Origin of the sequence: Tsukamurella sp. USMM236, from assembly GCF_037148755.1 — a bacterium.
GTDB lineage: Bacteria > Actinomycetota > Actinomycetes > Mycobacteriales > Mycobacteriaceae > Tsukamurella.
On record NZ_JBBCSS010000001.1, the window covers coordinates 272457 to 298685 of the forward strand.

The 26229-nt window shown below is 71.9% G+C and carries 21 protein-coding genes; 16 read left to right on the top strand and 5 right to left on the bottom strand.

The features are described from left to right. Positions 1-8 precede the first annotated feature (8 nt). The 10 genes from WFK95_RS01210 to WFK95_RS01255 all read left to right on the top strand — a co-directional run bounded on the left by WFK95_RS01210 (position 9) and on the right by WFK95_RS01255 (position 12083). Positions 9-314, top strand: coding sequence for a hypothetical protein (locus WFK95_RS01210; RefSeq protein ID WP_224651463.1), 306 nt, complete (start codon positions 9-11; stop codon positions 312-314). A 29-nt stretch (positions 315-343) separates the two neighbouring features. Then, complete coding sequence (locus tag WFK95_RS01215) at positions 344-649, top strand: hypothetical protein (RefSeq protein ID WP_224651468.1); 306 nt, start codon at positions 344-346, stop codon at positions 647-649. Positions 650-716: 67 nt separating this feature from the next. Then, positions 717-1586 carry an ESX secretion-associated protein EspG gene (locus tag WFK95_RS01220; protein WP_336669636.1) on the top strand — a complete coding sequence of 290 codons (870 nt, stop codon included), beginning with the start codon at positions 717-719 and terminating at the stop codon, positions 1584-1586. Between the two features lie 183 nt (positions 1587-1769). Next, a complete protein-coding gene (locus WFK95_RS01225) occupies positions 1770-3458 on the top strand; it encodes a MinD/ParA family ATP-binding protein (RefSeq protein WP_336669637.1) in 1689 nt (562 codons plus the stop codon). 6 nt (positions 3459-3464) lie between these two features. Then, positions 3465-5033 (top strand): type VII secretion integral membrane protein EccD, encoded by a 1569-nt coding sequence (gene eccD, locus WFK95_RS01230; RefSeq protein WP_224651476.1) that lies wholly within the window; start codon positions 3465-3467, stop codon positions 5031-5033. 7 nt (positions 5034-5040) lie between these two features. Then, positions 5041-6462, top strand: a complete 1422-nt coding sequence (mycP, locus tag WFK95_RS01235; protein WP_224651478.1) for a type VII secretion-associated serine protease mycosin — start codon at positions 5041-5043, stop codon at positions 6460-6462. Beyond that, entirely contained in the window at positions 6462-8627 is a 2166-nt protein-coding gene (gene eccE / locus WFK95_RS01240) for a type VII secretion protein EccE (protein WP_336669638.1), read from the top strand. The genes mycP and eccE overlap by 1 nt, the downstream gene beginning before the upstream one ends. Positions 8628-8693: 66 nt before the next feature. After that, positions 8694-10775, top strand: coding sequence for a serine/threonine-protein kinase (locus WFK95_RS01245; protein ID WP_336669639.1), 2082 nt, complete (start codon positions 8694-8696; stop codon positions 10773-10775). After that, on the top strand, positions 10775-11404 hold the full coding sequence (locus WFK95_RS01250; RefSeq protein WP_336669640.1) for a hypothetical protein: 630 nt from the start codon (positions 10775-10777) through the stop codon (positions 11402-11404). The genes WFK95_RS01245 and WFK95_RS01250 overlap by 1 nt, the downstream gene beginning before the upstream one ends. Positions 11405-11426: 22 nt before the next feature. Then, the gene (locus WFK95_RS01255; RefSeq protein WP_336669641.1) at positions 11427-12083 is read left to right on the top strand and encodes a nitroreductase family protein; all 657 of its coding nucleotides are present in this window, start codon (positions 11427-11429) and stop codon (positions 12081-12083) included. 371 nt (positions 12084-12454) lie between these two features. Here WFK95_RS01255 and WFK95_RS01260 read toward each other — a convergent pair whose 3' ends face one another. After that, positions 12455-13660, bottom strand: coding sequence for a TetR/AcrR family transcriptional regulator (locus WFK95_RS01260; protein WP_336669642.1), 1206 nt, complete (start codon positions 13658-13660; stop codon positions 12455-12457). Positions 13661-13816: 156 nt separating this feature from the next. Here WFK95_RS01260 and WFK95_RS01265 point away from each other — a divergent pair, with 156 nt between their 5' ends. Next, entirely contained in the window at positions 13817-15028 is a 1212-nt protein-coding gene (locus tag WFK95_RS01265; RefSeq protein WP_336669643.1) for an acetyl-CoA C-acetyltransferase, read from the top strand. A gap of 32 nt (positions 15029-15060) precedes the next feature. Then, positions 15061-17253 (top strand): 3-hydroxyacyl-CoA dehydrogenase NAD-binding domain-containing protein, encoded by a 2193-nt coding sequence (locus WFK95_RS01270; RefSeq protein WP_224651406.1) that lies wholly within the window; start codon positions 15061-15063, stop codon positions 17251-17253. 110 nt (positions 17254-17363) lie between these two features. On the opposite strand, the gene WFK95_RS01275 is transcribed toward WFK95_RS01270, so the two are convergent. The 3 genes from WFK95_RS01275 to WFK95_RS01285 all read right to left on the bottom strand — a co-directional run bounded on the left by WFK95_RS01275 (position 17364) and on the right by WFK95_RS01285 (position 20873). Further along, on the bottom strand, positions 17364-18011 hold the full coding sequence (locus WFK95_RS01275; protein ID WP_336669644.1) for an HdeD family acid-resistance protein: 648 nt from the start codon (positions 18009-18011) through the stop codon (positions 17364-17366). A gap of 142 nt (positions 18012-18153) precedes the next feature. Beyond that, complete coding sequence (locus WFK95_RS01280) at positions 18154-19581, bottom strand: carboxylesterase/lipase family protein (protein ID WP_224651400.1); 1428 nt, start codon at positions 19579-19581, stop codon at positions 18154-18156. After that, positions 19578-20873, bottom strand: a complete 1296-nt coding sequence (locus WFK95_RS01285) for an MFS transporter (protein WP_336669645.1) — start codon at positions 20871-20873, stop codon at positions 19578-19580. The genes WFK95_RS01280 and WFK95_RS01285 overlap by 4 nt, the downstream gene beginning before the upstream one ends. 192 nt (positions 20874-21065) lie before the next feature. Between WFK95_RS01285 and WFK95_RS01290 the strand changes: the two genes are divergently transcribed. From WFK95_RS01290 to WFK95_RS01305, 4 genes are all read left to right on the top strand, one after another. Beyond that, on the top strand, positions 21066-21842 hold the full coding sequence (locus tag WFK95_RS01290; protein ID WP_336669646.1) for a DeoR/GlpR family DNA-binding transcription regulator: 777 nt from the start codon (positions 21066-21068) through the stop codon (positions 21840-21842). Positions 21843-21922: 80 nt separating this feature from the next. Beyond that, positions 21923-22744 carry a BtpA/SgcQ family protein gene (locus WFK95_RS01295; protein ID WP_336669647.1) on the top strand — a complete coding sequence of 274 codons (822 nt, stop codon included), beginning with the start codon at positions 21923-21925 and terminating at the stop codon, positions 22742-22744. A gap of 21 nt (positions 22745-22765) precedes the next feature. Beyond that, complete coding sequence (locus tag WFK95_RS01300; protein ID WP_336669648.1) at positions 22766-24280, top strand: FGGY-family carbohydrate kinase; 1515 nt, start codon at positions 22766-22768, stop codon at positions 24278-24280. Then, on the top strand, positions 24270-25367 hold the full coding sequence (locus WFK95_RS01305; protein ID WP_336669649.1) for an aminopeptidase: 1098 nt from the start codon (positions 24270-24272) through the stop codon (positions 25365-25367). The genes WFK95_RS01300 and WFK95_RS01305 overlap by 11 nt, the downstream gene beginning before the upstream one ends. A gap of 100 nt (positions 25368-25467) precedes the next feature. Here the strand turns inward: WFK95_RS01305 and WFK95_RS01310 are convergent, their stop codons facing one another. Next, positions 25468-26226 (bottom strand): GAF and ANTAR domain-containing protein, encoded by a 759-nt coding sequence (locus tag WFK95_RS01310; protein WP_336669650.1) that lies wholly within the window; start codon positions 26224-26226, stop codon positions 25468-25470. Positions 26227-26229 lie beyond the last annotated feature (3 nt).

Below are 26229 nucleotides of genomic sequence, written 5' to 3' on the forward strand. Positions count from 1 at the left end.
GAACACTGATGCCCCCGCAGATCTACGACCTGAACACCGTTTCGCACGCCGCCGGTACCGCGAAGACCCACGACGTGGCCGCGACGACCCTCGCCAACATCAAGTTCGTCCGCACCACGGCCGAGGCCTACCGCGCCGCGAACAACGGCGACACCGCCAACAAGGCCACCGTCCACATGGAGGAGCTCATCGCCGTGTGCAACGCCGAGCAGCAGAAGCTCGAGGCCGTCGCCGAGGCCCTGGGCCGCAACGGCGGACTCATCACCAGCACCGACGGTGACGCCGGCGGCCTGTTCACCGGCTACGTCGTCTAGACCGCAGATCTCACTGAAGGGGTAACAGCATGACTTCCGCCGAGCGCATCACAGTCACTTACGCCAGCTACGACGCCACGTCGGCCGGCCTCGCCAAGGCCTCCGCCGTCGCGGACGCGAACATCGCCGAGCTGACGGCCAACAACACCGCGAACCTCAACGCCGGCAACTGGGTGGGCGTCGATCAGGAGAGCTACCAGCACGTCCACGAGATCTGCCTCAAGGCCAACGAGAACCTGGCCATGGCGATCCGTAAGACCGGTGTGAACCTGCAGACGGCCGCCACGATCCACCAGGCCGGCCAGGCGCAGGCCGCGGGTCTCTACGGAGTCTGAGAACGATGAGACGAGGCCCGGCCACCGCACGCGCGGGGGCCGGGCCGCGTCGGAAGGGGAGGGGCGCATGGCCGTGCTGCGCGAGGAACCGGTGGCGAAGCTGTCCGCCTTCGCCGCCGACATCGACGAGCTGCTGCTGCTGATGCGGCTCTCGGACGTCGGCGAGCTGGCGCCCGTGGTGCTGGCCGTGCATCCCAACGTGTACCGGCCCGACGATCAGCTGGTGGTGGACCTCGCGGTCCTGCCCGGGCTGGTCGACGCCGGGCTGGTGGACGCGAACGGCACCGTCGACCAGCAGGTGGCGCAGTGGCTGCGCGCCCTGCAGGCCCCGGCCGCCGAGGTCGCGATCCGCGTCTTCGACGGTGACGCCGTGCTCCGCGGGGCGGTCGTGCGCCGCGATGACCTGGTGGCCGTCGCCTTCCGCAACGACGATCAGTTCACCGTTCAGGGCTTCCGCACCGATCGCGAGGATTTCGAATCGACCGTGGTCGAACCCCTGTGGCGGGTCCTGGGTGCGCGTGATCCCGCGGACTTCGAGTCCCTCACCCTCGAGGCGGGCGAACTGGCGGAGATCGTCGCGAGCTTCGATCCGCAGGTCACCGGCCCCCGCGGCGAGCGGGAGGTCCGTAGCCGGCTGCGCGAGCACGAGCTGTCCCAGAAGACCGTCGACATCCTGGTCGACGCGGGGCGTTACACCGGTCGGCGAGCCGAAATCGTCTATCACCGTAGCGATTCCAGTGGCGTGCGGACGCACGCGACGTGGGCGGTCGGCGTGATGGACACGGCCGCCGGCCGCGTCCTGTCGACCACCGACCGCGGCTCGCGAGGCGTGGTCGACGTGACCCTCAGTCCCGGTACCCGGCGGCGATTCTCCGAAGGGATCAGCGCGCTCGTCGAGCGAGGCGGTTGCCGCGGATGGTTCGATACAACAAACTGATAGCTCACCCCCACTGGTCGTCTGACCTGGGTATGTATTAGTCTGCAAAAGATTCTTCCAGCAAGAGAGGTGCAGTCCATGAGCGACGCAGCTACTAACGTTCGGGTGCCTTTCGTACCGCAAAGCAGTCACGAGGCTGACCCCGCGGCGGCGATCCTGCCCTCGACCGATTCTGCCGTCCCGGTGGTCCGACCGTCCGTCCCCACGGGTGGCCCGCTGTCCGAGCCCGTGAGCGGCGAATGGGAGGAGCCGGAGCTCCCCGGTGTCGACGACCTCGACGGATCCGCCGCGGTGCCGACGGCCCCCGTCGCCCCGCCGGTGATCGTCGCCGCGGACGAGCGCCCCACCGCTGAGCAGCCCGCGATCGTCGACGACAAGGCCGACGCCGCGAAGGCGGACGCCCCCAAGGCGGGCCAGCCGAAGCTCGACGCGCCGAAGACGGACGCTCCGAAGGCCGACGCGCCGAAGACGGACGCCCCGACCAACGGGACGCCCAAGGTCGACGCGCCCGAGGTCGACGTCCCGAAGGCGGACGCCGCCAAGGCCGACGCGCCGAAGACGGACGCCCCGAAGACCGAGCCCGCGGCACCGTCGACCCCGCAGGCGGCCAAGCCCGTGCCCGCCCCGGCCCCCGTGCCGCAGCCGCAGCAGCCCCAGCAGCAGTGGCAGGGCGGCCAGAACGGCTTCGTCCCCGCTGCTGCGCAGGCGCAGCAGGCCCCCTTCCAGGGCATCCCGCCGACCGGCCAGTTCCAGTCGCCGCAGGCCTCCGGCCAGATCCATCGCCCCGCCTCCCCGCAGCCCTTCGGCCAGGCGCCCGCACCCGTGCAGGGTGCGCCCGCGCCGATGGTGCCGCAGCACCAGCAGGCCCCGATGCGCCCGATGGGCGAGTCGCTGTCGGCGCCGATGTCGACCGCCTCGTCGTCCTTCAACCAGCAGATCCGGTTCTCGGACGCCGCGGTGCGGGTCTCGGGCTGGCGCGCCTGGCTGCGCAAGATGGGCCTCGACGTGGGCCCCAGCGCGAACGATCAGGAGCACGCGGAGCTGGTGCACCGCATCCGCGTCCCTAAGAACAAGTTCCACGTGACCAGCGTGTTCGCCGACAACGCCGGCGGCACCCTGCTCGTGGGCGTGCTCGGCCAGATCCTCGAGCGCACCCGCGCCGACAACGTGGTCGCGCTCGACCTCGACCCCGACGGTGGCGATCTCGACCAGGTGACCGCGTGGCACCAGGGCGGCTCGACCGCGCGCACGCTGATCCAGCAGAGCGACCTCTCGGACCGCAACCAGGTGGACAAGCACCTCGCGGTGACGCCCACCAACCTGCACGTGCTGCCCACGCCGTGGCGCTTCAACGGCCGCGACGTCACCGACTACGACGACGTGCTGGACCTGTACTCGATCTTCCGCCCGCACTACAGCCTCGCGCTGGTCGACGCCGGCCGAGGCCTGCAGACCCAGACGGGCACCGGCGTGCTGGAGATCTCCTCCGCGCTGATCCTGCCCGCCTCGGCCACCACCCGCGGCGTGCGCAAGGTGGCCGCGACCATCGACTGGCTGCGGCATCACGGCTGGCACGGCCTGCTGGCGAACACGATCGTGGTCATCAACCACACCAAGCGCCGGGGCAGCGTCTCCGTGGAGCAGTTCGACGAGCTCTTCCGCGCCGGGCAGAAGCTGCGCGTGCACGAGATCCCGTACGACCCGCACCTCGACTCGGACCAGCCGATCGACATCGATCTGCTCCGCCGACGCACCGTGCGTGCGTTCGAGGAGCTGGCGGCGGACCTGGCGGACGGCTTCAACTCCGGTTACGAGCCGCCGGCCGCCCAGAAGCTCGCCGAGCTGCAGGTGCGCACGACAGAGGGACGCTGACGCAAGATGGTCTTCCCGATCACCCCGGAGCCCGCCGGAACCGACAACGCGGGCCCCGGGCGATCCGCCGTCCCCGAACAGGTGCGCGTCCTGGTCGAGGTCGGCGAGAACTCCGTCGAGCGGAGCCTGCTGGCCCGCCGGCGGCTGTCCGTCGTGATGGACTCCGTGGTCCCAGGGCTGGAGCAGATCTTCCCGGACCACGACTTCTCGACCACCGGAGCCTGGACCTTCGCCCGGGAGGGCGGCACGCCGCTGGCCCGCGACAAGTCGCTCGCCGACGCGGGGGTGCTCGACGGTGACCGCCTGATCCTGGCCGAGACCTTTTCGACCCAGACCTTCCGGCCGCTCATCGAGAGCACCGCCGACGCGATCCAGGAGTTCTGCCGCCAGCGCTTCCGCCGGTTCGAATCGGCGACGGCGCGGGCGCTGGGACTGCTCGCGCTGGTGCTCGGCGCGACGGTCTTCGCCGCGCTCGTGCTCATCGCCTGGTTCGCGCACTCCAGCGTGCTGTGGTGGTTCCCGGTGGCGGCCCTGGCCTCGATCGCCGTGGTGCTCGCCGCGCTCTCCGCGGACCGGCAGTACGGCGCCCCGCAGGTGGCGTACGCGCTGCAGCTCGCGGCCTTCCCGGTGCTCTTCTCGGCGGGGTTCGTGCTGATCCCCCCGGACGGCGGGGTCGACGGTGCGTTCACCGCCGCGAACGTCCTCACGGGATCGATCTTCGCCCTCATCGGCGTGGTCGTGCTCGGCCGCGCGAGCGGCCTGGGCGCGACGGTGCTCGCCGCGCTGGGGCTCACCGCGGCCGCGGTCGTCGTCGCGAGCGCGCTGTTCGCGTACACCCCGCTCGGCCGGCCCGCGATCCCCGCGATCGGCGTGATCGGCGGCCTGTTGCTGGCGAACTGGGCGCAGGGCTGGGCCCTCATGCTCGCCCGCGTCCGGCCGGACCCGCTCCCGCCGCCCGGCGAGGACATCGACCGCACCGAGCTCGACGCGGCGTACCACGTCGACACCTTCGACGACGAGATGACCACCGAGCTGGCGCGCGCCGAGGAGAATACCGGCCTCGAGCGCAAGGCCCGTACCGCGGCCAAGCTGCTCACCGGCTTCTACGTCGCGATCGCCGGGATCCTCGTGGTCTCCGCGCTCACCGTGATCGTCCCGCACAGCCACTACTTCTGGGGCGAGGTGGCGATCGCCGCCCTGACCTCCGTGATCTGCGTGCTGCGCGGCCGAACCCTCGACGACCGGGTGCACGCCACGGTCTTCTTCGTGGCGGGCTTCGTCATCGCGGCGGGCCTCGCGATCGTCCTCGTCGGGGCGCTCGACTCGGACCTCGGCCGGCTCGTCGTGATCGTGCTCAGCGCCGCCGTGCTGGCGGGCTTCGGCGCGGGCGGCGTGCTGCTCGCGGACCGCGTCTCCACCGACCGCGGCGGCCACGGCCGCCCGCTCTCGGCGCGACTCCTCGGCCGCATCGAGGCCGGCGAGAAGCTGGCGATCTTCGCTGTCGTCCTGCTCGCTCTCTGGTGCACCCGCCTGTTCGCCGCGATGCGCGAACTCGACCTGTCGTTCCTGAAGTAGAGGGACCGTGCGCCGATTCCCGAAGGCGGTCGCTGCGGCGGCCGCGACCGTCACCGTCGTCGTCGCCGGAAGTTGGGCTCCGGCCGTCTCCGGCGCCGTGGTGCCGCCCGTCGCCGACATCGGCGGCGCGCCGCCCGACACCGACGGCCCGGAGCGCCCGCTGCGCAACAACAATCCGCGCTGCGTCGAGCCCGGCGTCCTGCCGAACTCCAACCTGGCCGCGGCCCCCGCGCCGGCCACCACCCTGCGGATCGACGAGGCGCACAAGTTCTCGACGGGCGCCGGCGTCACCGTCGCGGTGCTGAGCACCGGCGTCCGGCCCCAGGCCCGCCTCCGCGGCCTCGACGGCGCCGGCGACAACATGGTGGCGGGCGACCGCGGCCTGCTGGACTGCGACTCCACCGGCACGTTGGTCGCGGGCATCATCGGCGCGCAGCCCGCGGCGGGCGACGGCGTCGTGGGCGTGGCTCCGGACGCGCGGATCCTGTCGATCCGCGTCGACTCCGCCGGCTTCTCCCTGCAGAACACCCCTGCGGACGACGCGGACCCCAACCTCGGCCGCGCCGCGGTGAACGCGCGCAGCATCGCCCGCGCCATCGTGCGCGCCGCCAACCGCGGCGCCAAGGTGATCGTCGTGCCCGAGCCCGTCTGCATGGCGGCCGACAACCAGTTCCGCCAGCGCGAGATCGGCGGCGCCGTCGCCTACGCCCTGCGCGCCAAGGACGCGCTGGTCGTGGCCGGCGCGGGCGCGACGGACCGCCAGGGCGGCACCGTCGGGACCAACGACTGCAAGGCCAATCCCGACCCGGATCCCGGCCAGCCCGACGACCCGCGCGGCTGGCGGCAGGTGACCACCGTCGCGACCCCGAACTGGTTCGACGGGCAGGTCCTGTCGGTGGGCGCCACCACCGCGGAGGGCACGCCCCTGCCCGGATCGCTCAACGGTCCCTGGCTCGACGTGGCCGCGCCGGGCGCGGGCATCGTCTCGCTGAACTCGCGCGGCGGCGACGGCGTGGTCAACAGCGCCCCCGTCGAGCGCAACCTGGTGCCCTTCGCCGGGCCCGAGTTCGCGGCGGCCTACGCCGCGGGCGCGGCGGCCCTGGTCCGCGCGCGGTACCCGCAGCTCTCGGCGACCCAGGCGGCCGCGCGGCTCGTGGCCACGGCGCACGCGCCCGGCCGCGGCACGGACAACAAGGTGGGCCGCGGGCTCATCGATCCGGTGGCGGCCCTCACTGCGAAGGTGCCCGACATCGACGCGGACATCGACCCGCAGTCGGTGGAGAAGTTGCTGGTCCCGCCGCCCCCGCCCGACCCCGACACGCGGCCGCGGCGGACCGCGGCGATCGTGGCGGGCGCCGGGGCGGTGGCACTGCTGGTGATCGGCGGCGTGGTCGCGCTGACGCGCCCCGGCCGGAAGCGGAGGTCGTGATGACGGAGACCGTGACGACGGGGGCGCCGGCGGCGGCCGCCGAGGTCCCCACGCACCCCGAGGTCGCGCGGCTGCGGCGGCCCGTCGGCATCCGGATCTCGCTGCGCCGCGCGCTGGTCTGGGCCGTCCTCTCGGCGAGCCTGTTCGCGCTCGTCGGCGGCGTCTGGCCACTGTGGTCGGTGATCGCGCTCATCGTGCTGGGCGCCCTGATCGCCTTCGTCTCGGTGCACGGCACCGTGCTCAGCGAGAAGATCGGCGCCCGCGCGCGGTACCTGCGTCGTCGGCGCCGCGCGACCGGGGGCATCCCCGGCCGGGTCATCGACGTCGACGGCGTCGGCGTGCGGCAGGGCGACGGCTTCGAGCTGGTCTCGGCGATCGAGCTCACCGCCGACCCGGCGGAGACCCGGCTGCGCGAGGGCCGCGCCTTCGCTGCGGAGACGGTGCCGCTGGACCTGCTCGCGACGATGATGACGCAGTACGGCCTCGACGTGGACATCGACGTCGCCTCCGTCGGCCGCCGCGTGCCGCCCGGCCCGGCCTACCGCGCCTCCTACTCGCAGGGCGTCCGGTTCTACGCGGCGATGGCCGAGCGCTCCACCTGGCTCATCCTGCGCGTCAACACCCGCCGCAACCTGGCGGGGATCGTGCGCCGCGGACCGTCGCGCACGGCAGGCCCCAAGGCCCTCATGGCCGCGACCCGGCGGCTCGAGCAGCGGCTGCAGGAGCGCCTGATCCGCGCCCGCGTGCTGCCGGCCGCGGAGCTCGCCGGCCTGGACGCCCGCATGACCTTCGGCGCGGATCCCCTCGGCGGCACCGAGACCTGGCAGAACATCGAGCACGGCGCCGAGTTCGCCACCACCTACCTGATCGACCCGGTCCGCACCTCCACCGAGAAGCTCGACCGGTGGTGGGGCCTCGACAGCGACAGCACCTCCGTCGTGCTGCGGATGCGCAAGGCCGACGCGCAGGCGCCCGTGGAGATCAGCGGACTCGTCCGCTACGACACCGCCGTGCCGATCGTCGACAACCTTGACGACGCGCTCGTCCCGATGCCGGGCCGCCAGATGGAGCTCGCCCGCGGCACGCTGCCGGGCGGCGGGTCCAGCGTCGTCGACCTGCCCTCCGCGCCCCTGGACGGCCTCGGCGCCGTGGAGATCCCCGTCGGCCCCGCGGGTCCCGTGTGGGGCGTCTCCGGGACCGACGCGGTGGCACTGCCCCTGTTCGACGGTTCGCCCGTCCCCGAGACGCTCGTGGTGGAGTTCGCGACCGAGCTGATCCCGCTGCAACTCGTGCTGCTCCGCTCCGTCGGCGCCGGCGCGTCCGTCGCGGTGCACACCGACCGGCCGGCCCAGTGGGCCACCCTCGCCGCGACCCTGGCGGACCCGGCGCGCTTCCGGATCGCCGACGGTCCCGGGGGTCGCCCGGCCGACATCACCGTCTTCGACGGTGCCCCCGCCGACGCGGTACCCGAGCGCACCATGCTCACCCTGCGCGCGCCCGGCAGCGCCCCGCAGCGGGCGAACGCCGACCTCGTCGTCGCGCAGGTCTCGCCGTCGGTGGTGGGGGTGCGCATCGGTCGTCGCGCGCCGTTCGAGGTGGTCCTCAACCCGACCGACGAGGAGCTGCGCTACTGCGACGTGCAGGCGCAGCCCATCGCTTCCCCCGCGCTGCAGCAGCCGGCGCAGCGCCAGCCGCGCCAGGTGCCCGCGCCGCCGCGCCTGGCGCCGGGGGCGGCCGCGCCGGTGCCGCCCGTGGCGCCGCAGGCACCGGTTCCGCCGCGCGTCCCCGCGCCGCCGACCGGGCGGCATGCGCAGCCCGCGGTCCCGCCGCAGGGCGTGTCCTACCCGGCCCCCGCGGCGCAGGCCCCGGGCGCCCCGGCGCCCGGCGCCCCGGTTCCGCCGCCGCAGCCCGTCCCGCAGTACCAGGCGCCTCCGCCGCCCGTGCCGCCGCAGCGGTCGCCCCGCCCGGTGCGGCCGCTGCCCCCGCCGCCCTACGAGCGGGGCACCGGCGCCCAGCGCAAGCAGGGCGGGGACCGCTGGGTGCGGCCCTCGCAGGGCCACGACGAGCACGGCCCGCGCCGCCGCCCGGTGCAGCCGCCGAGCGCGCCCCGGTGGGGCAAGACGGGCGAGCGCGGCCCCTCCGACGAGCCGCCAACCTCGCGTTAAGCAGCGGACAACCTCCGTCGCGGTAGATTCTTACCGCTGTACACGTACAGGAGCGGAGGTGTGTTCGTGGCGTCGGAACCCGGTGAATCGATCGCGGGGTACGTGATCGAGTCGATCCTCGGTACCGGAGGCATGGGCACGGTGTACCGCGTGCGGCACCGCACGCTGCCCCGGTCCGTCGCGCTCAAGGTGCTGCAGACCCAGCTCTCGGCCGATCCGTCGGTGCGCGCACGGTTCGACCGCGAGGCCGATCTGATCGCCGGGCTCAAGCACCCGCACATCGTGGACGTCTACGACCGCGGCGAGTCCGACGGGCACCTGTGGATCGCGATGGAGCTGGTCGAGGGCGGCAACCTCGCCTCGACGGTGCAGCGGGAGGGCCCGTTCAGCCTGGACCGCACCGTCGCCGTGATCGAGCAGGTCGCGGACGCGCTGGACTACGCGCATCAGCACGGCATCCTCCACCGCGACGTCAAGCCCGCCAACTTCCTCGTCGACCGCGGCCGCCGCGGCGAGCAGGTCAAGCTCGCGGACTTCGGGATCGGCGCCGCCCAGACCGAGGTCGGGCAGAACACGCAGGCGGGCACCGTCGTCGGCACCCTGGCGTACACCGCCCCCGAGGCGCTGCTCGGGCACCCCGTCGACCACCGCGCCGACGTCTACTCCCTGGCCTGCGCGACGGTGGTCCTGCTCACCGGCGCGCCGCCCTTCACCACCACCATCTCGGGCCAGCTGATGCTGGCGCACATCAGCCAGAATCCGCCGAGCATCCGGCTCAAGCGGCCCGACCTCTCGCCGGAGGTCGACCACGTGCTCGGCCGCGCCATGGCGAAGAACCCCGCGGACCGGTTCAACACCGCCGGCGAGTTCTCCGACGCCCTGGCCGCCGCCTCACGCCGCATGTCGGGCGCCGCGGGCATGGCGCCGCCCACCGCGCCGCAGGGCGTGAATTGGCAGGGGACGCCGTCGAACCCGGCGCTCGCGACCGGCCACAACCAGCCGGGCCCGATGTCGCCGGTCCCCGGCGGGCCGGGCCTGCCCCCGGGCGCGCCGACGGGGCTGCTCGGCCCCGTCGGGCCGCGGGGACCGGGCGGTCCGATGGGACAGGGCGGCCCGATGGGGCCGAGCTCGCCGTCGATGCCCGTGCTCGGCGGGGCGGGATCGCCGTCGTCGAATCGGAAGAAGCTGCTGATCGGCGGCGCGGCCGCGCTCGTCGTGGTGCTGGCGGTGGTGCTCGGCATCGTCCTCGTCAGCGGCGGTGGCGACGACGACGGCCGACCGGCGCTGGACGCGTGGAGCGCCCGCACGGTGACGGACGTCAACGGCACGACGGAGCTGAGCGACCGGCCGCAGCGGATCGTCGCTCTGGGAGCCGGCGACGCGGAACTGGTCTCCGCCTTGGGCTTCGAGGTGGTCGCCGGGGCGAACGGCCCGAAGTCGGAGCTGCCCGCGTGGGTCTCCGCGCTGTCCGGCGTGCCGAGCGCCGGCACCTCGACCAACCCCGACACGTCCGTGATCGAGAAGGCGAAACCGGACCTGATCCTGGACACCGACCCGGATGCGTCCGACAAGGTCAAGGACCTCAAGTCGCTCGCGGGCGGCCGCGCGATCGCGGTCTCCGCGGAGGGCAAGGCCGGGTGGACCTGGCAGCAGCAGCTGGCCTTCATCGCGGAGGCGCTCGGTGCCAAGGACCGCGCGGATGCCGTGACGAAGACGTATGAGGGTCGGATCACCGCGCTGCGCTCCGCGCACCCCGAGTTCTCGGGGAAGAAGGTGGACGTCGTGCACTTCGACGGCAAGGCGACGAAGCTCGCTTCGCGGTCGGCGAACGCCCTCCAGCTGTTGGGCCTGCTGGGTTTCTCCACGCAGACCCCGGTCGACGGGGCCGGATCCTGGCTGACCCTGGCGTCGGGCGACATCTACAAGGCCGTGAACTCGAGCGAGGTGGACCGCACCGTCGTCGCGCGCACCGACGCGGCGGGCGGCAACGGCGGCTTCGACGGCGTCCCGTCGTCGTTGACCTACGGTGTGCCGATCATCATCCTGGACAAGACGAACGGCGTGGACGCGCTCCTGTACGGGGGGCCGCTCGCCATCGACACGATCGAGCAGTCGGTGGTGCCCGCACTGGTGAAGGGAGTCAAGTGATGGCCGAGCAGACCCTGACCGCCGAGGACCTCGGGCGGTACGCCACGGCGCTCGCCGAGGGCAAGAAGCCGCTGGTCTACCTCGTCGAGGGTGTGCCGAGCCTCGGGCTCGCCGCCGGCGCGTCCGCCCGGGTGGTCGCGGTCGACGGCGTCGTCGTCACCGTCAAGCCGACCGGCATCGACGATCAGTTGCCCTACGAGGCAAGGGAACTGCGGGCCACCAAGCAGCCGAAGGCGGTGAAGCGCGCGCCCAAGTCCGCGACCGCCAAGGCCGCGACCACCAAGCCCGCACCGTCGAAGCCGGCGGGTGCCGCGGCGCCCGCGCGGGCCGCCCGGTCCGTCGCGATCACGGTGTACGTGGGCGCCGACAACACCGCTTCGCTCAAGGTGACGCGAAACGCGCAGAAACCCGCGGGCGCGCAGGAGTTCCCGCTGCCCGCGCTGCACAAGGCGCTGGCCGGGCTGGGCGACAAGGAGGCGCAGGCCGCCGTTGACGAGGTGCTCTCCGCGGCCCGTGACGCCGCCGCCGACCGCGTCGCGGCGCTGCAGGAGGAGCTCGCCGCGGCCAAGAAGTCCCTCGCGACGTTGGATCGGGCCAAGCGGGGGAGCGGCTCGGCCCGCGCGCGCTAGGTTCTCTGGCTAGGGTCGAGGCATGGCACTCGACTTCCCCCACCTGGACCTCTCCGCCGATGAGGTGTTGACCACCACGCGATCGGTGCGCAAGCGCCTCGACCTCGAGCGGCCCGTGCCGCTCGAGGTGATCACCGACGCGCTCGAGGTGGCGCTGCAGGCCCCGTCGGGCAGCAACGCCCAGGGCTGGCACTGGATCGTGCTCACCGACCCGGAGCCCAAGAAGATCGTCGCCGAGTACTACCGCAAGTCCTACTTCGCGTACGCCGAGGCGGGCGCGGCGGCGCGGGCCGCGAAGCCGCCGGCGGACCTCGAGACGGCCGAGAAGGTGGCCTCCAGCGCCACCTACCTCGCCGAGGTGATGGAGCAGGTGCCCGCGCTGGTCATCGGCGCGATCCACGTGCCCGGCGGCGAGCTGCCGGAGGGCAATCAGGCCGGGCTGTGGGGCTCGCTGCTGCCCGCGGCGTGGAGCCTGGCCCTCGCGCTCCGCGAGCGCAGCCTCGGCTCCGCGTGGACGACGCTGCACCTCGGGTACGAGCGCGAGGTCGCCGAGGCGCTCGGCATCCCCGCCACCGTTCGCCAGGGCGTGCTGCTGCCCGTCGCCTACACCAAGGGCACCGACTTCAAGCTCGCCAAGCGCGCCCCGCTGGAGACCGTCCTGCACGTCAACGGCTGGTAGCCCGACGGTCCGCCGCGCGGACGCCGGGCGGTTGCTCACTCTGCGGGGTCATGCGTGCCACGCATGGCCCATGAAAGCCGCAGGCTGCAGCACCGGCCGGACCCGCCGCAGCGTCGCGGCGTGGGGGACGTCGACGCCGCGTGGGGGACGGCAGGTCCCCCACGAGGGGAGCGGCTTCCGGTGGGGGAGGAAACGTCCCCCGCGCCCCGTCGACGCCGCGTGGGGGAAGTCGTGCGTGGGATGCATGCGGCGCGTTCGGCGACCCGCGACAAATGTGACTGACCTGGGGGTTCATGGGCCATGCGTGGCACGCATGACTCCGCGGAGCGATAGCCGCACCGCCCGCCGGCGCTCGGGCTGAACGCCGGGATTCAGATGCCCAGCGCGGCGTCGACGAGGTGGACCAGCTCGTCGTGGAAGCGCGGACGGCCGCGGAGGCGGCGGGTGCGGGCGAAGTCGTTGGCGATGGTCATGGCGGCGCCGACGGCGATGCGGGCCCCGGCCGCGTCGAGCGCAGCGCCGGACTCGGGCGTGTCGCCGTCGGATCCCGCGGCGAGCAGGGCCACCCAGCGCGCGACGTAGGCCTTCTGCGCGGCGAGCAGCGCTTCGCCGCCCGACTCGATCACCACCTCGCGGCCGACGGTGAAGGCGACGGCGAGGTCGGTCGACGAGACGAGGTTGGCCGCGTAGGAGCGCACCAGCGCGCGCAGCTCGGCGAGGGGGTCACCGTCGGACAGACCGGCCGCGCCGACGACGCCGATCTCGAGCGCGGCGCGCGCCCGGGCGACGATGCCCACCAGGATCGACCCCTTCGATGGGAAGTGCCCGTAGACGCTGGGGCCCGAGATGCCCACGGCCGCACCGATGTCGTCCATGCTGACGGCGCTGTAGCCGCGGGAGAAGAAGAGCTCCGACGCGGCGTCGAGGATCTCGTCGCTGCGCACCACGGGGGCGCGGTGCGGCGGGGGTGCGGGCAGCTCCGGCGCGGTCGACGGTGCCGCGCGCAGCACCCGCCGGGCGATCACCTCGAGGTCGGCGCGGTACCGGCGGATCCCGATGCGCCCCCGGCTGGGCGGCACGGAGCCGCCGACGGCGAGCACGGCCCAGGTGAGGACGCGGGCGTCGTCGTCGGTGAGTTCGGGGTGGTCCCGGCGGAGCACCTCGGTCCACGAGCCGAGCACGCCCTCGCTGGCGGCGATCATCTCCCGCGCCTGTTCCGCGGTCAGGTGCCGCCGGTTCCAGCGCCACAGCGCCAGGGGACCGGGGCGGGAGACGGCCATGGCGAAGACGGCGGAGGAGAGGTCCTCGAAGGTGGCGCCCGGGCGGGCGAGTACCCGTGCGGTCGTCTCGCCCATCTCGTCCACGGCGGACCGCATGGCGGCCGCGAGGATGGTCTCCTTGTCCGGGAAGTGCCGGTACACGCTGGGGCCGCTGATGCCGGCGGCGCGCGCGATGTCGGCGACGGAGACCTTGCCGTAGCCCTGCTCGAGGAACAGCGCGGTCGCGACGTCGACCAGCTGTCGACGCCGCTCGGCGGGGCGCAGGCGCGTGCCCGCGGAACGTGATGCTGTTGCCATGATTAACGTCACAATAGCCCATCATGGGCGTTTCGAACCAGGATCTACCTGGCGGTCTTTTCAAATAAGCTACACATGGCTAGCCTGTAGGGGTGACGGGCTTCGTGGTATCCGCGGGGACCGGGAACACCTTCTTCGAAAGGACGGGAAGACCAAGTGTCTGACGCATTCATCTACGAGGCGATCCGCACGCCCCGTGGCAAGCTCAAGAACGGCTCGCTGACCGCGATCAAGCCCACCGACCTGGTGGTCGGCCTGATCGATGAGATCAAGGACCGGAACGAGAACCTCGACCCGGCTGCCATCGACGACATCGTGCTCGGTGTGGTTTCGCCCGTGGGTGAGCAGGGTGCCGACATCGCCCGCACCGCCTCCATCGTGGCCGGCCTGCCGGACACCGTCGCGGGTGTGCAGATCAACCGCTTCTGCGCCTCGGGCCTCGAGGCCACCAACATGGCCGCGCAGAAGGTCGGCTCGGCCCTCGGCGACGACCTGGTCCTCGCCGGCGGCGTGGAGTCGATGTCCCGCGTGCCCATGGGCTCGGACTTCGGCGCGCTCTTCTACGACCCGCAGTACAGCTACGACAACTACATCGCGCCCCAGGGCATCGGTGCCGACCTCATCGCCACCATCGAGGGCTTCTCGCGCGACGACGTCGACGAGTACTCCGCGCAGTCGCAGGACCTCGCCGCGAAGGCGTGGGACGAGGGCCGGTTCGCCAAGTCCGTCGTGCCCGTCAAGGACCAGAACGGCCTCGTCGTGCTCGACAACGACGAGCACCGTCGCCCCGGCACCAGCGCCGCCGACCTCGGCAAGCTGCGCCCCGCGTTCACCGTGATCGGCGAGATGGGCGGCTTCGACGCCGTGGCGCTGCAGAAGTACACCACCGTCGAGAAGATCAACCACGTCCACACGGGCGGCAACAGCTCGGGCATCGTCGACGGTGCCGCGCTGGTCCTGGTGGGCAACGAGGCCGGCGGCAAGAAGGCCGGCCTGACCCCCCGCGGCCGCATCGTCGCCACCGCGTCGACCGGCGCCGACCCCACGATCATGCTGACCGGCCCGACGCCGGCCACCGAGAAGGTGCTCGCCAAGGCCGGCCTGACCAAGGACGACATCGACGTCTGGGAGCTCAACGAGGCGTTCGCCTCCGTCGTGCTCAAGTGGATGAAGGACTTCAAGCTCGATCGTGAGCAGGTCAACGTCAACGGCGGCGCCATCGCGCTGGGCCACCCCCTCGGCGCCACCGGCGCCATGCTGGTGGGCACCGTGCTCGACGAGCTGGAGCGCACCGGGGGCCGCTACGGCCTCATCACGCTCTGCATCGCCGGCGGCATGGGCTCGGCCACCATCATCGAGCGCGTCTGACGCCCGCCGGAACAACAGGAGACTGAAGAAACATGTCTGACAACATGATCCGCTGGGAGCAGGACGCCGACGGCATCGTCACCCTGACGATGGACGACCCGACCAGCTCCGCGAACACCATGAACGAGCTGTACGGCACGTCCATGCGCGCCACCGTCGACCGCCTCGAGGCCGAGGTCGAGTCCATCACCGGTGTCGTCATCACCTCCGCGAAGAAGACCTTCTTCGCCGGCGGCAACCTGACCGAGATCCGCAAGGCCACCCCGGCCGAGGCGCAGCAGGTCTTCGACAACGTCCAGGAGATCAAGAAGGACCTCCGTCGTATCGAGAAGCTGCCCAAGCCCGTCGTGGCCGCCATCAACGGCGCCGCGCTCGGCGGCGGCCTCGAGATCGCCCTCGCCGCCAACCACCGCATCGCGGCGGACGCGCGCGGCAGCAAGATCGGCCTCCCCGAGGTCTCGCTCGGCCTGCTCCCCGGCGGCGGCGGCGTGACCCGCACCGTCCGGATGCTCGGCCTGCAGGGCGCGCTCATGGGCGTCCTGCTCCAGGGCACCCAGATGAACCCGACCAAGGCCCAGAAGACCGGCCTGGTCAACGACGTCGTCGCCACCGTCGACGAGCTGCTCCCCGCCGCCAAGGCGTGGATCAAGGCCAACCCCGAGGGCGGCGTGCAGCCCTGGGACGTCAAGGGGCACCGCATCCCCGGCGGCTCGCCGATCGACAAGACCCTGGCCCCGAACGCCCCGGCGTTCCCGGCCAACCTGCGCAAGCAGCTCAAGGGCGCGCCCATGCCGGCGCCGGAGGCCATCATGGCCGCCGCGTTCGAGGGCACCTACGTCGACTTCGACACCGCCCTCGAGATCGAGTCGCGCTACTTCACCAAGCTGGCCACGGGCAGCGTCTCGAAGAACATGATCAAGGCGTTCTTCTTCGACCTGCAGCACATCAACGGCGGCGGCTCGCGCCCCGACGGCTTCGAGAAGTACCAGGCCAAGAAGGTCGGCGTCATCGGCGCCGGCATGATGGGCGCGGCGATCGCGTACGTCTCGGCGAAGGCCGGCATCGAGGTCGTCCTCAAGGACATCGACCTCGACGCCGCCAAGCGGGGCAAGGCGTACTCGGAGCAGCTCGAGGCGAAGGCGCTGGCCAAGGGCCGCACCACGCAGGAGAAGTCCGACGAGCTGCTCGGCCGCATCACGCCGACCATCGACCCGCAGGACTTCGCGGGCGTCGACCTCGTGATCGAGGCCGCGTTCGAGTCGGTCGAGGTGAAGAACAAGGTCTTCCAGGAGATCGAGGACATCGTCGAGCCCGACGCCATCCTCGGCTCCAACACGTCGACCCTGCCGATCACCATCCTCGCCGAGGGCGTCAAGCGCTCCGAGGACTTCATCGGCATCCACTTCTTCAGCCCCGTCGACAAGATGCCGCTGGTGGAGATCATCAAGGGCGAGAAGACCTCCGACGCCGTCCTGGCGAAGGTGATCGACTACACCCTGCAGATCAAGAAGACCCCGATCGTCGTCCACGACAGTCGCGGCTTCTTCACCTCCCGCGTCATCGGCACGTTCATCAACGAGGCCCTCGCGGCCATCGGCGAGGGCGTCGACCCGGTGTACCTGGAGCAGGCGGGCCAGCAGGCCGGCTACCCGGCCGCGCCGCTGCAGCTGACGGACGAGCTCACGCTCACCCTGATGCAGAAGATCCGCCTCGCGACCGAGACCGCCCTCAAGGCGGAGGGCAAGGACGTGCCGCAGCACGGCGCCTTCGCCGTGGTCGACTGGATGGTCGAGAACGGCCGCACCTCCAAGAAGGACGGCGCGGGCTTCTACGACTACGCCGACGGCAAGCGCACCGGCCTGTGGCAGGGCTTCCAGGAGCAGTTCAAGTCGGGCAGCGTCACGCCGGACTTCCACGAGCTCCAGGAGCGCATGCTCTTCATCGAGTCCATCGAGACCGTCCGCTGCTTCGACGAGGGCGTGCTCACCTCGGTGGCCGACGCCAACATCGGCTCGATCTTCGGCATCGGCTTCCCCGCCTGGACCGGTGGCGTGCTGCAGTACATCAACACCTACGAGGGCCGCCCGGGCACGCCCGCCGAGGGCCTCGCGGGTCCGAAGGCGTTCATCGCGCAGGCGAACTTCCTGGCCGGCAAGTACGGCGAGCAGTTCACCCCGCCCGCCTCGCTGGTCGCCAAGGCCGAGGCCGGCGAGACCTACGAGTAGGACTCACCGCCGCACGGCCTGAACGACGAAAGGGGCCGGCACCGTCGAGAAGACGGTGCCGGCCCCTTTTCGGTCTGCCGGGGTGAGGCCGGCAGTTCCGCGGGTGCGGACTAGACCTGCGGGCGGATGCGGTTGATGTTCGACCGGATCTGGATGCCGTGGAAGATCTCGACCAGGCCGAGCACGATCAGGACGATGCCGGTGGCCAGCACCAGCGACGGGATCGAGTCGTACGGGTAGATCACGACGAAGGCACCGGCGGCGATGGAGATGATGGCCAGGATGATGCCCCCCACCTTGCCGGGCGCGCCCTTCGGGAAGTCGGCGTAGAGCGACAGGCCCGCGATGCCGCGGAAGATCCAGCCCACGCCGATCCAGATGGCGAGCATCACCAGCGACTCGACGACGTTGCGGAATGCGACGACGGCCAGCACGATCGAGACCGCACCGGTCAGGAAGGTGAGCAGGCGCCACCAGAAGCTCTGCGAGGAGAGCACGCCGAAGGTCGCGACGATCTGGAGCACGCCGGTGATGAGCAGGTAGAGCGCGAACAGGATCGCCACGACGTGCAGCGTCGGCTGCGGCCAGGCGAGCAGCACGATGCCGAGGATCGCGGCGATGGCGCCGATGGCGATGGCCGTCTGCCAGGTGCGCTTGGCGACATCCGCGGCGAACCCGCGCACCTCGTTGACGAACTGCTGGCCGGCGCCGAGCGGGTTGCTCGGGGGGTTCGGGTTGTTCGTGGGACTTGCGGTCATGATCTCCCTCTTCTCGTGAGACGTTCCCGGCGATGAATCGAGGTGAACCCGTGTTCGTCTCTCGCCGACGACAGACAATCACACCAGACCGTATTTTGCGATGCGAACACAGGGTCGGAATCGTCGCAGTTCGAACCCGTGACTACGCCCGTGTTCCCCACATCGCGAGAAGGCCCAGGTCACGGCTTTCCGCAGGCCCGAAGGTCGCCACGTCCCGCTCCGTGGAGTACGGGGCCCAACCGGGGGAGCCCGCGCCAAGGAATCGCACCCAGGAGCCGTGCATCGCCGCGGCCAGTGCCCGCGGCGGCCGCGGGCCCGCGTGCCGCGCGAACGTGGGATCATCGAGGTTGTCCAGCGCAAAGCCGAGGTCGAGGGCGTGGAACGCGGTCCGGCTCAGGAGCGGCGACGGCCAGGTGAACAGGTACGCGTGGCAGTTTCCGGCCTGCCCGCGCTGGGCCCGCAGCGATGGGGCGCAGAACAGGCCGTCGGAGACGAGCTCGACGAAGGCGTCATCGTCGTCGAAGCGTTCCCGATAGGCGCGCACGACGGCCTCGTCCGCCCCGAGGAGGGCGAGTTCTTCGGCGAACCGCGCGTCCGGCGCGCCGTCGGCCCACACGGGCGGGAAGACGCCGGGCGTGCGCCACAGGTCGGCCTCGGCGGCGTTGTGCCCGATGATCATCGGCACTGCGGCTGGGCCGCGGGACAGGACGTCGACGGGGCTCTCGGGCACCAGATCGCCGTCCCGCGCGAGGGTGAACAGTGTGGCCTGCCGGTGCGGGGGCAGCCCCGCCATCACGTCCGCGACCGCCCGCCCGACGGTCCGCGGATCGACCGCCCGCAGGTCGTCGGCCGTCGGGGCGAGGCCGAGCCGCTCGGCGGCGATCCGCGCGGGCCGGGCGGCGGTCTCGGCGTCGTACGCGAGCCCGATGCCGGACTGGCAGATCGCGCCCGCGAACAGGCGACCGGCGTGCGGCGACGCGGCCAGCGCCGAGGCGCTCATCGCGCCCGCGGACTCGCCCGCGATCGTCACCCGGGCCGGATCACCGCCGAACGCGGCGATGTTGCGCCGCACCCACTCCAGCGCGCAGACCAGGTCGTGCAGGCCGCGGTTGTCCGGGGCGTCGGGGAGGTGGGCGAAGCCCTCGACGCCCACCCGGTGGTTCACGGAGACGAAGACCACGCCGTCGCGGGCGAAGGCGGCCCCGTCGAAGACGCCCTGCGCGGTGCTGCCCATCGCGAAGGAGCCGCCGTAGAACCAGACCAGCACGGGCAGCGGACCGTCGGGCTCCGCCGGGGTCCAGACGTTGAGCGTGAGCCAGTCGTCCCCGAGGATCTCCGGGTACGTGAAGGGGGCCGGCAGCACGAACGAGGCCGGGGGCGTGGGGCCGAAGGCGCCGGCGTCGACGTTCGACGGTGCGGCCGCCTCGGGGAGCGCGAAGCGTCGCGCGCCGACCGGCGGACTGGCGTAGGGGACGCCGAGGAAACGCCGGAGCGACCCCATTCGGAGGCCGGTGATCCGGCCGGCGTCGCACTCGACGACGGCCGGATCGGTGCCGGGGGAGGAGGTCACGCCTCGGTCGCCTCGGCCGTCGTGGCGGCGTCCGTGTCGTTCGTCGCGGCGGTGCGGGGCACCAGGTACCAGATCACCACGCCCACCGCGAGGTACAGGCCGGCGAGAACCCACGCCACGGACGTGTAGCCGAAGGGCTCGGCGAAGATCGCCACGATGAGCGGGCCGACGAGCGTGGACAGGCCGGCGCCGAAGTTCATCACGGAGATCGCGGCGCCCTTGTTGTCCTCGACGAAGTTCGCGACGATCGCGTCGAGCGGGATGTAGCCCGCCACACAGGCGCCCAGGCACAGTCCGGCGATCATCAGGGCGGTGAAGTTGTGGCCGAGGACCTGCGGGGCGTAGAAGAAGGCCAGCGTGGACAGGGCGCAGCCGATGCCGCCGACGAAGGAGATGACGCGCTTCCAGCCGAGCTGGTCCCCGAGGTAGCCGAAGACGAGGTTGAAGGCGATGTTCGCGAGCCAGGTGGTGCCCCAGACCGCGAGCCACTCCGCCGTGGTAAAGCCGTAGTCCTCCAGGTAGAGGGGCATGAAGACGGGCATCGCGAAGAGCGGCAGCGTGTTCACGATGCGGATGCCGATCACGAGCGCCAGCCGCGGCTGGTCGCGCAGGATCGTCACCAGGGAGAAGAGCTCAAGCCAGCGGTCGGCGGCGGGTGCGGGCTTCGGCGTGATGTCGTCGCGGTTGAGCAGGACGATCGCCGCGGTCCCGAGGCCCGCGAAGAGCACCGTCGACCAGAGCACCGGGATCGGCCCGACGGCGTCGATGAGGAGGCCCGAGCCGTAGGCGCCGACCACGCTCATGCCGCCGGAGAAGGCGACCCAGAACCATCCGTAGGCGGTGCTGAGGCGTTCCGGGACAGCGCGGTACGCGATCCAGACGAGGAAGGAATAGGAGAAGAGGGGGTAGCTGAAGCCCTTGATCGCGTAGCCCACGAACAGCGCCCAGACCGCCTGCTGCTGCACGCCGATCCCGACGAACACCGCCGTGCCCGCGGCGAACAGCACGAAGGCCAGCAGCATCGTGCGCTTGGCGCCGATGATCTCGAAGACCACGCCGGAGATCCACGACGAGATCGAGACGCTGATGCCGTAGACCGAGAAGATCGAGGCGACCACGCTGACACTGATGCCCTGGTCGGTGAGGTACGGGCTGAGCCAGCTGATCTCGAGGCCGATGCCGATCATGAACAGGAAGACGCCGGCGAAGCCCCACGCGATGCTCGGAGGGATACCGATGCGGGCGAGCAAGCCGGACGGCGCCGAGCTCTCCAGTGTCGGTGGTGGGGTCATGATGCCTCCGGGTGTTCGATGCGGACGAGCGTCTTGTTGTTAAATCACATCAAAATGTAGATCGATGTGACCTGGATCGCAAGAACTTCAACCAAAGTCGGTGAAATATTCTCAGAACGCGGTGGCGACCCCCACGTGGCTGTGATAAAGTCACAATCGTTCATCACCGAGGGAGCACGAGGGGAGCGGGCCATGGCACTCGACGTCACGGAACGGCGGCGCCTGATCCGCGATCTCGTGCAGGAGCAGGGCGAGGTCGACTTCGCCTCGCTCGCCGGCCGCTTCCAGGTCTCCGAGATGACGGTGCGCCGCGACGTCGACGCGCTCGAGGTCGAAGGCCTGGTGCGCAAGGTGATGGGCGGCGCGATCGCGACCGGCAAGTTCGTCGAGCCCACCTTCGAATCCCGGATGGGTGCCGAGTCGGTGGGCAAGGAACACATCGGCGCGACGGTCGCGAACCTGTTGCACCACAAGGAGACCGTGATCCTGGACAGCGGCAGCACCGCCCTCGCGGTGGCGCGCGCCATCCGGGGCAGGCGGCTCGAGCTCACGGTGGTCACGCCCAGCGTGCTGGTCGCCGTCGAACTGGCGGACGAGCCCGGCACCACGGTCGTGCTCACCGGGGGCACCGTCCGTCCCGGGGAACACAGCCTGATCGGCGACGACGCGGTCTCCGCGCTGCGCCGCTACAACTGCGACACCTTCGTGATGGGGGTGTCCGGCGTGGACGCCGCCCGTGGCTACAGCGACTACCACCGCGACGAGAGCGCGGTGAAGCGCGCCGCCATCGAATCCGCCGACCGCCTCATCGTGGTCGTCGACCGCACCAAACTCGGCCGCGCGCACCTCGCGCAGGTCGCGCCGCTCGCCGCGGCCGACCTGCTGGTGACCGACGCGGCCCCCGATTCCGACGTGATCCGCGCCGCCGAGGCGGCCGGAGTGCGCACCGTGTTCGCCGACCAACGCTGACACCCGATCCCGCTCCACCACAACGAAACCCGCGCGCCCGAAACCCGGTGCGTGTCTTCACCGACGAAAGAGACGGCCCCATGACCTCCACCACCTGGCTCGACGACGTCTTCAGCACGAAGAAGCCGGTCATCGCCATGCTTCACCTCTCGGCCCTTCCGGGCGACCCGGGCTACGACACGAAGGCCGGTATCGGCGCGATCATCGACCGGGCGAAGGCCGAACTCGACGCGCTGCAGACCGGTGGCGTCGACGGCGTCATGGTCTCCAACGAGTTCAGCCTCCCGTACCTCACCAAGACCGAGCCGATCACCGCGATCACCATGGCGCGCATCATCGCCGAGCTGCTGCCGCAGCTGTCGGTGCCGCACGGCGTGAACGTGCTGTGGGACGGCCGCGCCTCGATCGACCTCGCCGTCGCTACCGGCGCGCAGTGGGTGCGCGAGATCTTCACCGGCGTCTACGCCAGCGACTTCGGCATGTGGGACACGAACGTCGGCGAGGTGGCGCGCTACCGTCACCGCATCGGCGGCCAGGACGTCAAGCTGCTGTTCAACATCGTCCCCGAGTCGGCGACGTACATGGCAGAGCGCAGCCTCAAGTCCATCGCCGAGACCACCGTCTTCGCCACCAAGCCCGACGCCCTCTGCGTCTCCGGCCTCACCGCCGGCGCCCCCACCGACACCCAGTCGCTGCGCATCGTCAAGGACGCCGCCGGCGCCGTGCCGGTGTTCGTCAACACGGGCGTCCGCGCCGCCAACGCCTCCGAGCAGCTCGCGATCGCCGACGGTGCCGTGGTCGGCACGGCGTTCAAGGAGGGCGGGGTCTTCGAGAACCGCGCCGACCTGGCCCGCGTGCAGGAGCTGATGGGCGCCGTCCGCGATTTCCGCGCGACGCTCTGATCCGCGCGAAACACTGAGCTCATGACTGTCGTTCTCGGTGTCGACATCGGCACCTACGAGACGAAGGGGGTGCTGCTGCGGGCCGACGGCACCGTCGTCGCACGGGCCCGCCGGCAGCACCGCGTGACGGTGCCCCGCCCCGGCTTCGTGGAGCACGACCCGGAGACCGTCTGGTGGGCGGGCTTCGTCGAGGTGACGGCGCGCCTGCTCGCCGAGGGCGACGTGGACCCCGCCGAGGTGGCGGCGGTGGCGTGCAGCGGCATCGGCCCGTGCGTGCTCCCCATCGACGCCTCGGGCCGCCCCCTGCGCACCGCGATCCTCTACGGCGTGGACACCCGCGCCGACGCGCAGATCGCGGCCACCGTCGCCGCGCTCGGCGAGGACGAGATCATGGCGCGGTCGGGGACCACGCTCACCTCGCAGTCCGCGGGACCGAAGGTGTCCTGGCTGCACGATGAGGAGCCCGAGGTCTTCACGACCGCCGCGCATTTCGTGACCTGCCAGACCTTCGTCACCGGCCGGCTCACCGGCAAGCGGGTGACGGACCACGCCACCGCCGCGTACTACCACCCGCTGTACGACCGGCGCACGGGCGACTGGAACCTCGACGGCGTGCCCGGCGCGCCCCGGCGGGACCAGCTGCCCGACCTCGGCTGGTCCTCGGACGTCGTCGGCGAGGTCACGCCGACCGCGGCCGCGGCGACCGGGCTGCGGGCCGGGACCCCGGTGCTGGTGGGCGCGCCCGACGCCGCCGTCGAGGCGCTGAGCGCCGGCGTGCGCCGCCCCGGCGACATGATGCTCATGTACGGTTCCTCGCACTTCCTGATCGAGGTCGTGGACCGGCCCGTCTCCTCCGCCGTGCTGTGGCCCGCGCCGTACGTCTTCCGCGACAGCTACATCGCCGCCGCGGGCACGGCGACGGCCGGCAGCTTCACCCGGTGGTACGTCGACATCCTGGCGCCCGGTACCGAGAGCATCGACGAGGTGTTCACCGAGATCGCGGACCTCGCAGCACGATCGAGGCCCGGCGCGCGGGGCCTGTTGGCGCTCCCGCACCTCAGCGGCGAGCGGACGCCCCTGTTCGACGCCGGCGCCCGCGGCGGCTTCCTGGGGCTCTCGCTCGAGCACGACCGCGGGGACATGGCCCGCGCGGTGCTCGAGGGCATCGCCCAGTCGGCCGCCGAGGCGCTGCGCGCCTACGAGGCGGAGTCCCTGGCGCCCAGCCGGATCCGCGCGGTCGGTGGCGGCACCAAGAACGCCGTCTGGCTGCAGGCGATCTCCGACATCAGCGGCTACCCGCAGGAGGTCGTCGGCGGATCGGGCGCCGCGCAGGGCGACGCCATGCTCGCGGCCTGCGCCGTCGGGATGACCCGGCCGGACCGCCTCGACGACTGGGTCGACGTGCAGCGGTCCGTGGCGCCCCGCACGGATCTCGCCCCGCTCTACGCCCGGCAGAGCGCCGCCTACCGGGCCTTCTACCGCGCCACGCGCGACATCGTCAGCGACCTGAACGAACTGAGGAACCATGACCAGTGACGCCCCCCGGTGGGCCCGACTCGCCGAGCACATCGCCCACCGCCTGGAGATCGCCGCCGATTCGCGCGTGAGCGTCTTCCTCAACGATGCCGCCGCCACCCCCGCGGCGCACGCCCTCATCCGCGAGGCCACCCGCCGCGGCGCCGCGGTGCAGACGGTCTACACCAGCGAGTTCGCCGACGCGGACGCGCTCGCCACGCGGACCGTCGACGAGCTGCGGGAGCCCGCGCCGGTCGAGGTCGCGGCGATGGAGTGGTCGACGGTGCACGTCTCCTTCCGGGCGATGCTGTGGCCGGAGGACGAGTCCGAGCTGCCCGACCTGCCGGCGAAACTCGCGGCGCAGCGCACCGCCAAGGGCGTCGTCTCGTCGCTGCGCTGGCGCGGCACCCGCTGGGCCGTCGTGCGGGTCCCCACCGCGGACTGGGCCGAGCGCATCGCCGTGCCCCTGCCGACGCTGCTCGACGAGTTCTTCGCGGGCGCGCTCGACGACTGGGACGCGCACCGTCGGCGCTGGCAGCCGCTGGCCGACGCCGTGAGCGCCGCCGACACCATCACCGTGGTCTCGCCCGACACCCACCTCACGATGCGCGTGGCCGGCCGGCTCGGCGTGCTCTTCGCCGGCGAGGCGAACCTCCCCGACGGCGAGGTGGCGACGGCGCCGCTCGACGACGGGGTGAACGGGCACATCACGTTCCCCGGCGTCTTCGTCTTCGCCGGCCGCTCCTTCGAGGACCTGCGGCTCGACTTCACCGACGGGCTCGTCACCGGGGTCTCAGCAACGCGGGGCGCGGAGGTGGCGCGCGCCCTCATCGACACCGACGGGGGCTCCGCGCGGATCGGCGAGCTCGGGATCGGCACCAGCGAGAAGGTGCAGACCTGGACCGGCGACCTGTTCATCGATGAGAAGATCCTCGGCAGCGTGCACATCGCGTTGGGCCGGGCGTACGCGGAGTGCAACGGCACCAACGATTCCTCATTGCACTGGGACATCGTCAAGGACCTCCGCACCGACGCCCCCGGCGGCGCGGGCAGCCTGATCATCGACGGCAGGCCCCTCATCGCCGACGGGGTCGTGCTCGAGCCGTAGGGCTGCCGGTGCGTGAGTGGTGGCGTCCGTTGGGGGACCGGGTGTTTCGTGAGGGAGAGTCGGCGTCAGCCGCAGCCGCAGCGGTCGGCGGACCGTCGGGCTACTCCGGCCCGGCGTCGATGACCTGCTCGGCGACCTCGGCGAGGCGGATGTTGCTGTCCTGGGACAGGCGCGCGAGGAGGCGGAAGGCGGCGTCGGAGTCCAGCTTGTAGCGCTCCATGATCATGCCCTTGGCCTGCCCGATCACGTCGCGCGTGGTCAGCGCCGCGCGGATCTGCTCCTTCTCGCGCACGGCGGAGAAGGCGACGGCCGCGTGCACGGCGAAGAGCGAGCCGATGGAGATGGACTCGGCGTCGAAGGCGTGCGGCTCCCGCGCCATGAGATCCAGCGTGCCGTAGGCCTCGTTCTGCACGTACAGGCAGAACGAGAGGATCGAGCCGACGCCGGCCTCGTGCGCGGCGGCGGCGAAGCGCGGCCAGCGGTCGTCGTCGGCGGTGTCCTCCAGCAGCAGGATCGTGGTCGACTCGAAGGTCGCGCCCACGCTGGGGCCCTCCTCCAGGTCGCGCTGCACGTCGGCGACGCGCTGCGCCTCGGCGCCGATCACCACGGGATGCGAGATGCCGCCCTTGGGATCGACCAGGGTGACGCACGCGAAGTCGGCGCCGGGAACCTGGTCGACGGCGAACTGGGTGGCGGCCGTCAGGAGCGACTCCGAATCCCCGGACTGCTCGCGCAGCATCCGCGCCATCTCGCCCATCCGCTCCCCGAGGGGCAGTTCCTCGAGCTGCACCTCGGGTGATTCGTGGACGACGCCGAGGACCGAGGGGAGTTGTTCACCGGACTGTTTGTGTGAATGCACGGC

Bases quoted from the DNA above. Each gene is read 5' to 3' on its own strand.
- WFK95_RS01210 (WP_224651463.1), top strand. From the start codon at position 9: ATGCCCCCGCAGATCTACGACCTGAACACCGTTTCGCACGCCGCCGGT.
- WFK95_RS01215 (WP_224651468.1), top strand. From the start codon at position 344: ATGACTTCCGCCGAGCGCATCACAGTCACTTACGCCAGCTACGACGCC.
- WFK95_RS01220 (WP_336669636.1), top strand. From the start codon at position 717: ATGGCCGTGCTGCGCGAGGAACCGGTGGCGAAGCTGTCCGCCTTCGCC.
- eccD (WP_224651476.1), top strand. From the start codon at position 3,465: ATGGTCTTCCCGATCACCCCGGAGCCCGCCGGAACCGACAACGCGGGC.
- eccE (WP_336669638.1), top strand. From the start codon at position 6,462: ATGACGGAGACCGTGACGACGGGGGCGCCGGCGGCGGCCGCCGAGGTC.
- WFK95_RS01250 (WP_336669640.1), top strand. From the start codon at position 10,775: ATGGCCGAGCAGACCCTGACCGCCGAGGACCTCGGGCGGTACGCCACG.
- WFK95_RS01255 (WP_336669641.1), top strand. From the start codon at position 11,427: ATGGCACTCGACTTCCCCCACCTGGACCTCTCCGCCGATGAGGTGTTG.
- WFK95_RS01260 (WP_336669642.1), bottom strand. From the start codon at position 13,660: ATGGCAACAGCATCACGTTCCGCGGGCACGCGCCTGCGCCCCGCCGAG.
- WFK95_RS01270 (WP_224651406.1), top strand. From the start codon at position 15,061: ATGTCTGACAACATGATCCGCTGGGAGCAGGACGCCGACGGCATCGTC.
- WFK95_RS01275 (WP_336669644.1), bottom strand. From the start codon at position 18,011: ATGACCGCAAGTCCCACGAACAACCCGAACCCCCCGAGCAACCCGCTC.
- WFK95_RS01285 (WP_336669645.1), bottom strand. From the start codon at position 20,873: ATGACCCCACCACCGACACTGGAGAGCTCGGCGCCGTCCGGCTTGCTC.
- WFK95_RS01290 (WP_336669646.1), top strand. From the start codon at position 21,066: ATGGCACTCGACGTCACGGAACGGCGGCGCCTGATCCGCGATCTCGTG.
- WFK95_RS01295 (WP_336669647.1), top strand. From the start codon at position 21,923: ATGACCTCCACCACCTGGCTCGACGACGTCTTCAGCACGAAGAAGCCG.
- WFK95_RS01300 (WP_336669648.1), top strand. From the start codon at position 22,766: ATGACTGTCGTTCTCGGTGTCGACATCGGCACCTACGAGACGAAGGGG.
- WFK95_RS01305 (WP_336669649.1), top strand. From the start codon at position 24,270: ATGACCAGTGACGCCCCCCGGTGGGCCCGACTCGCCGAGCACATCGCC.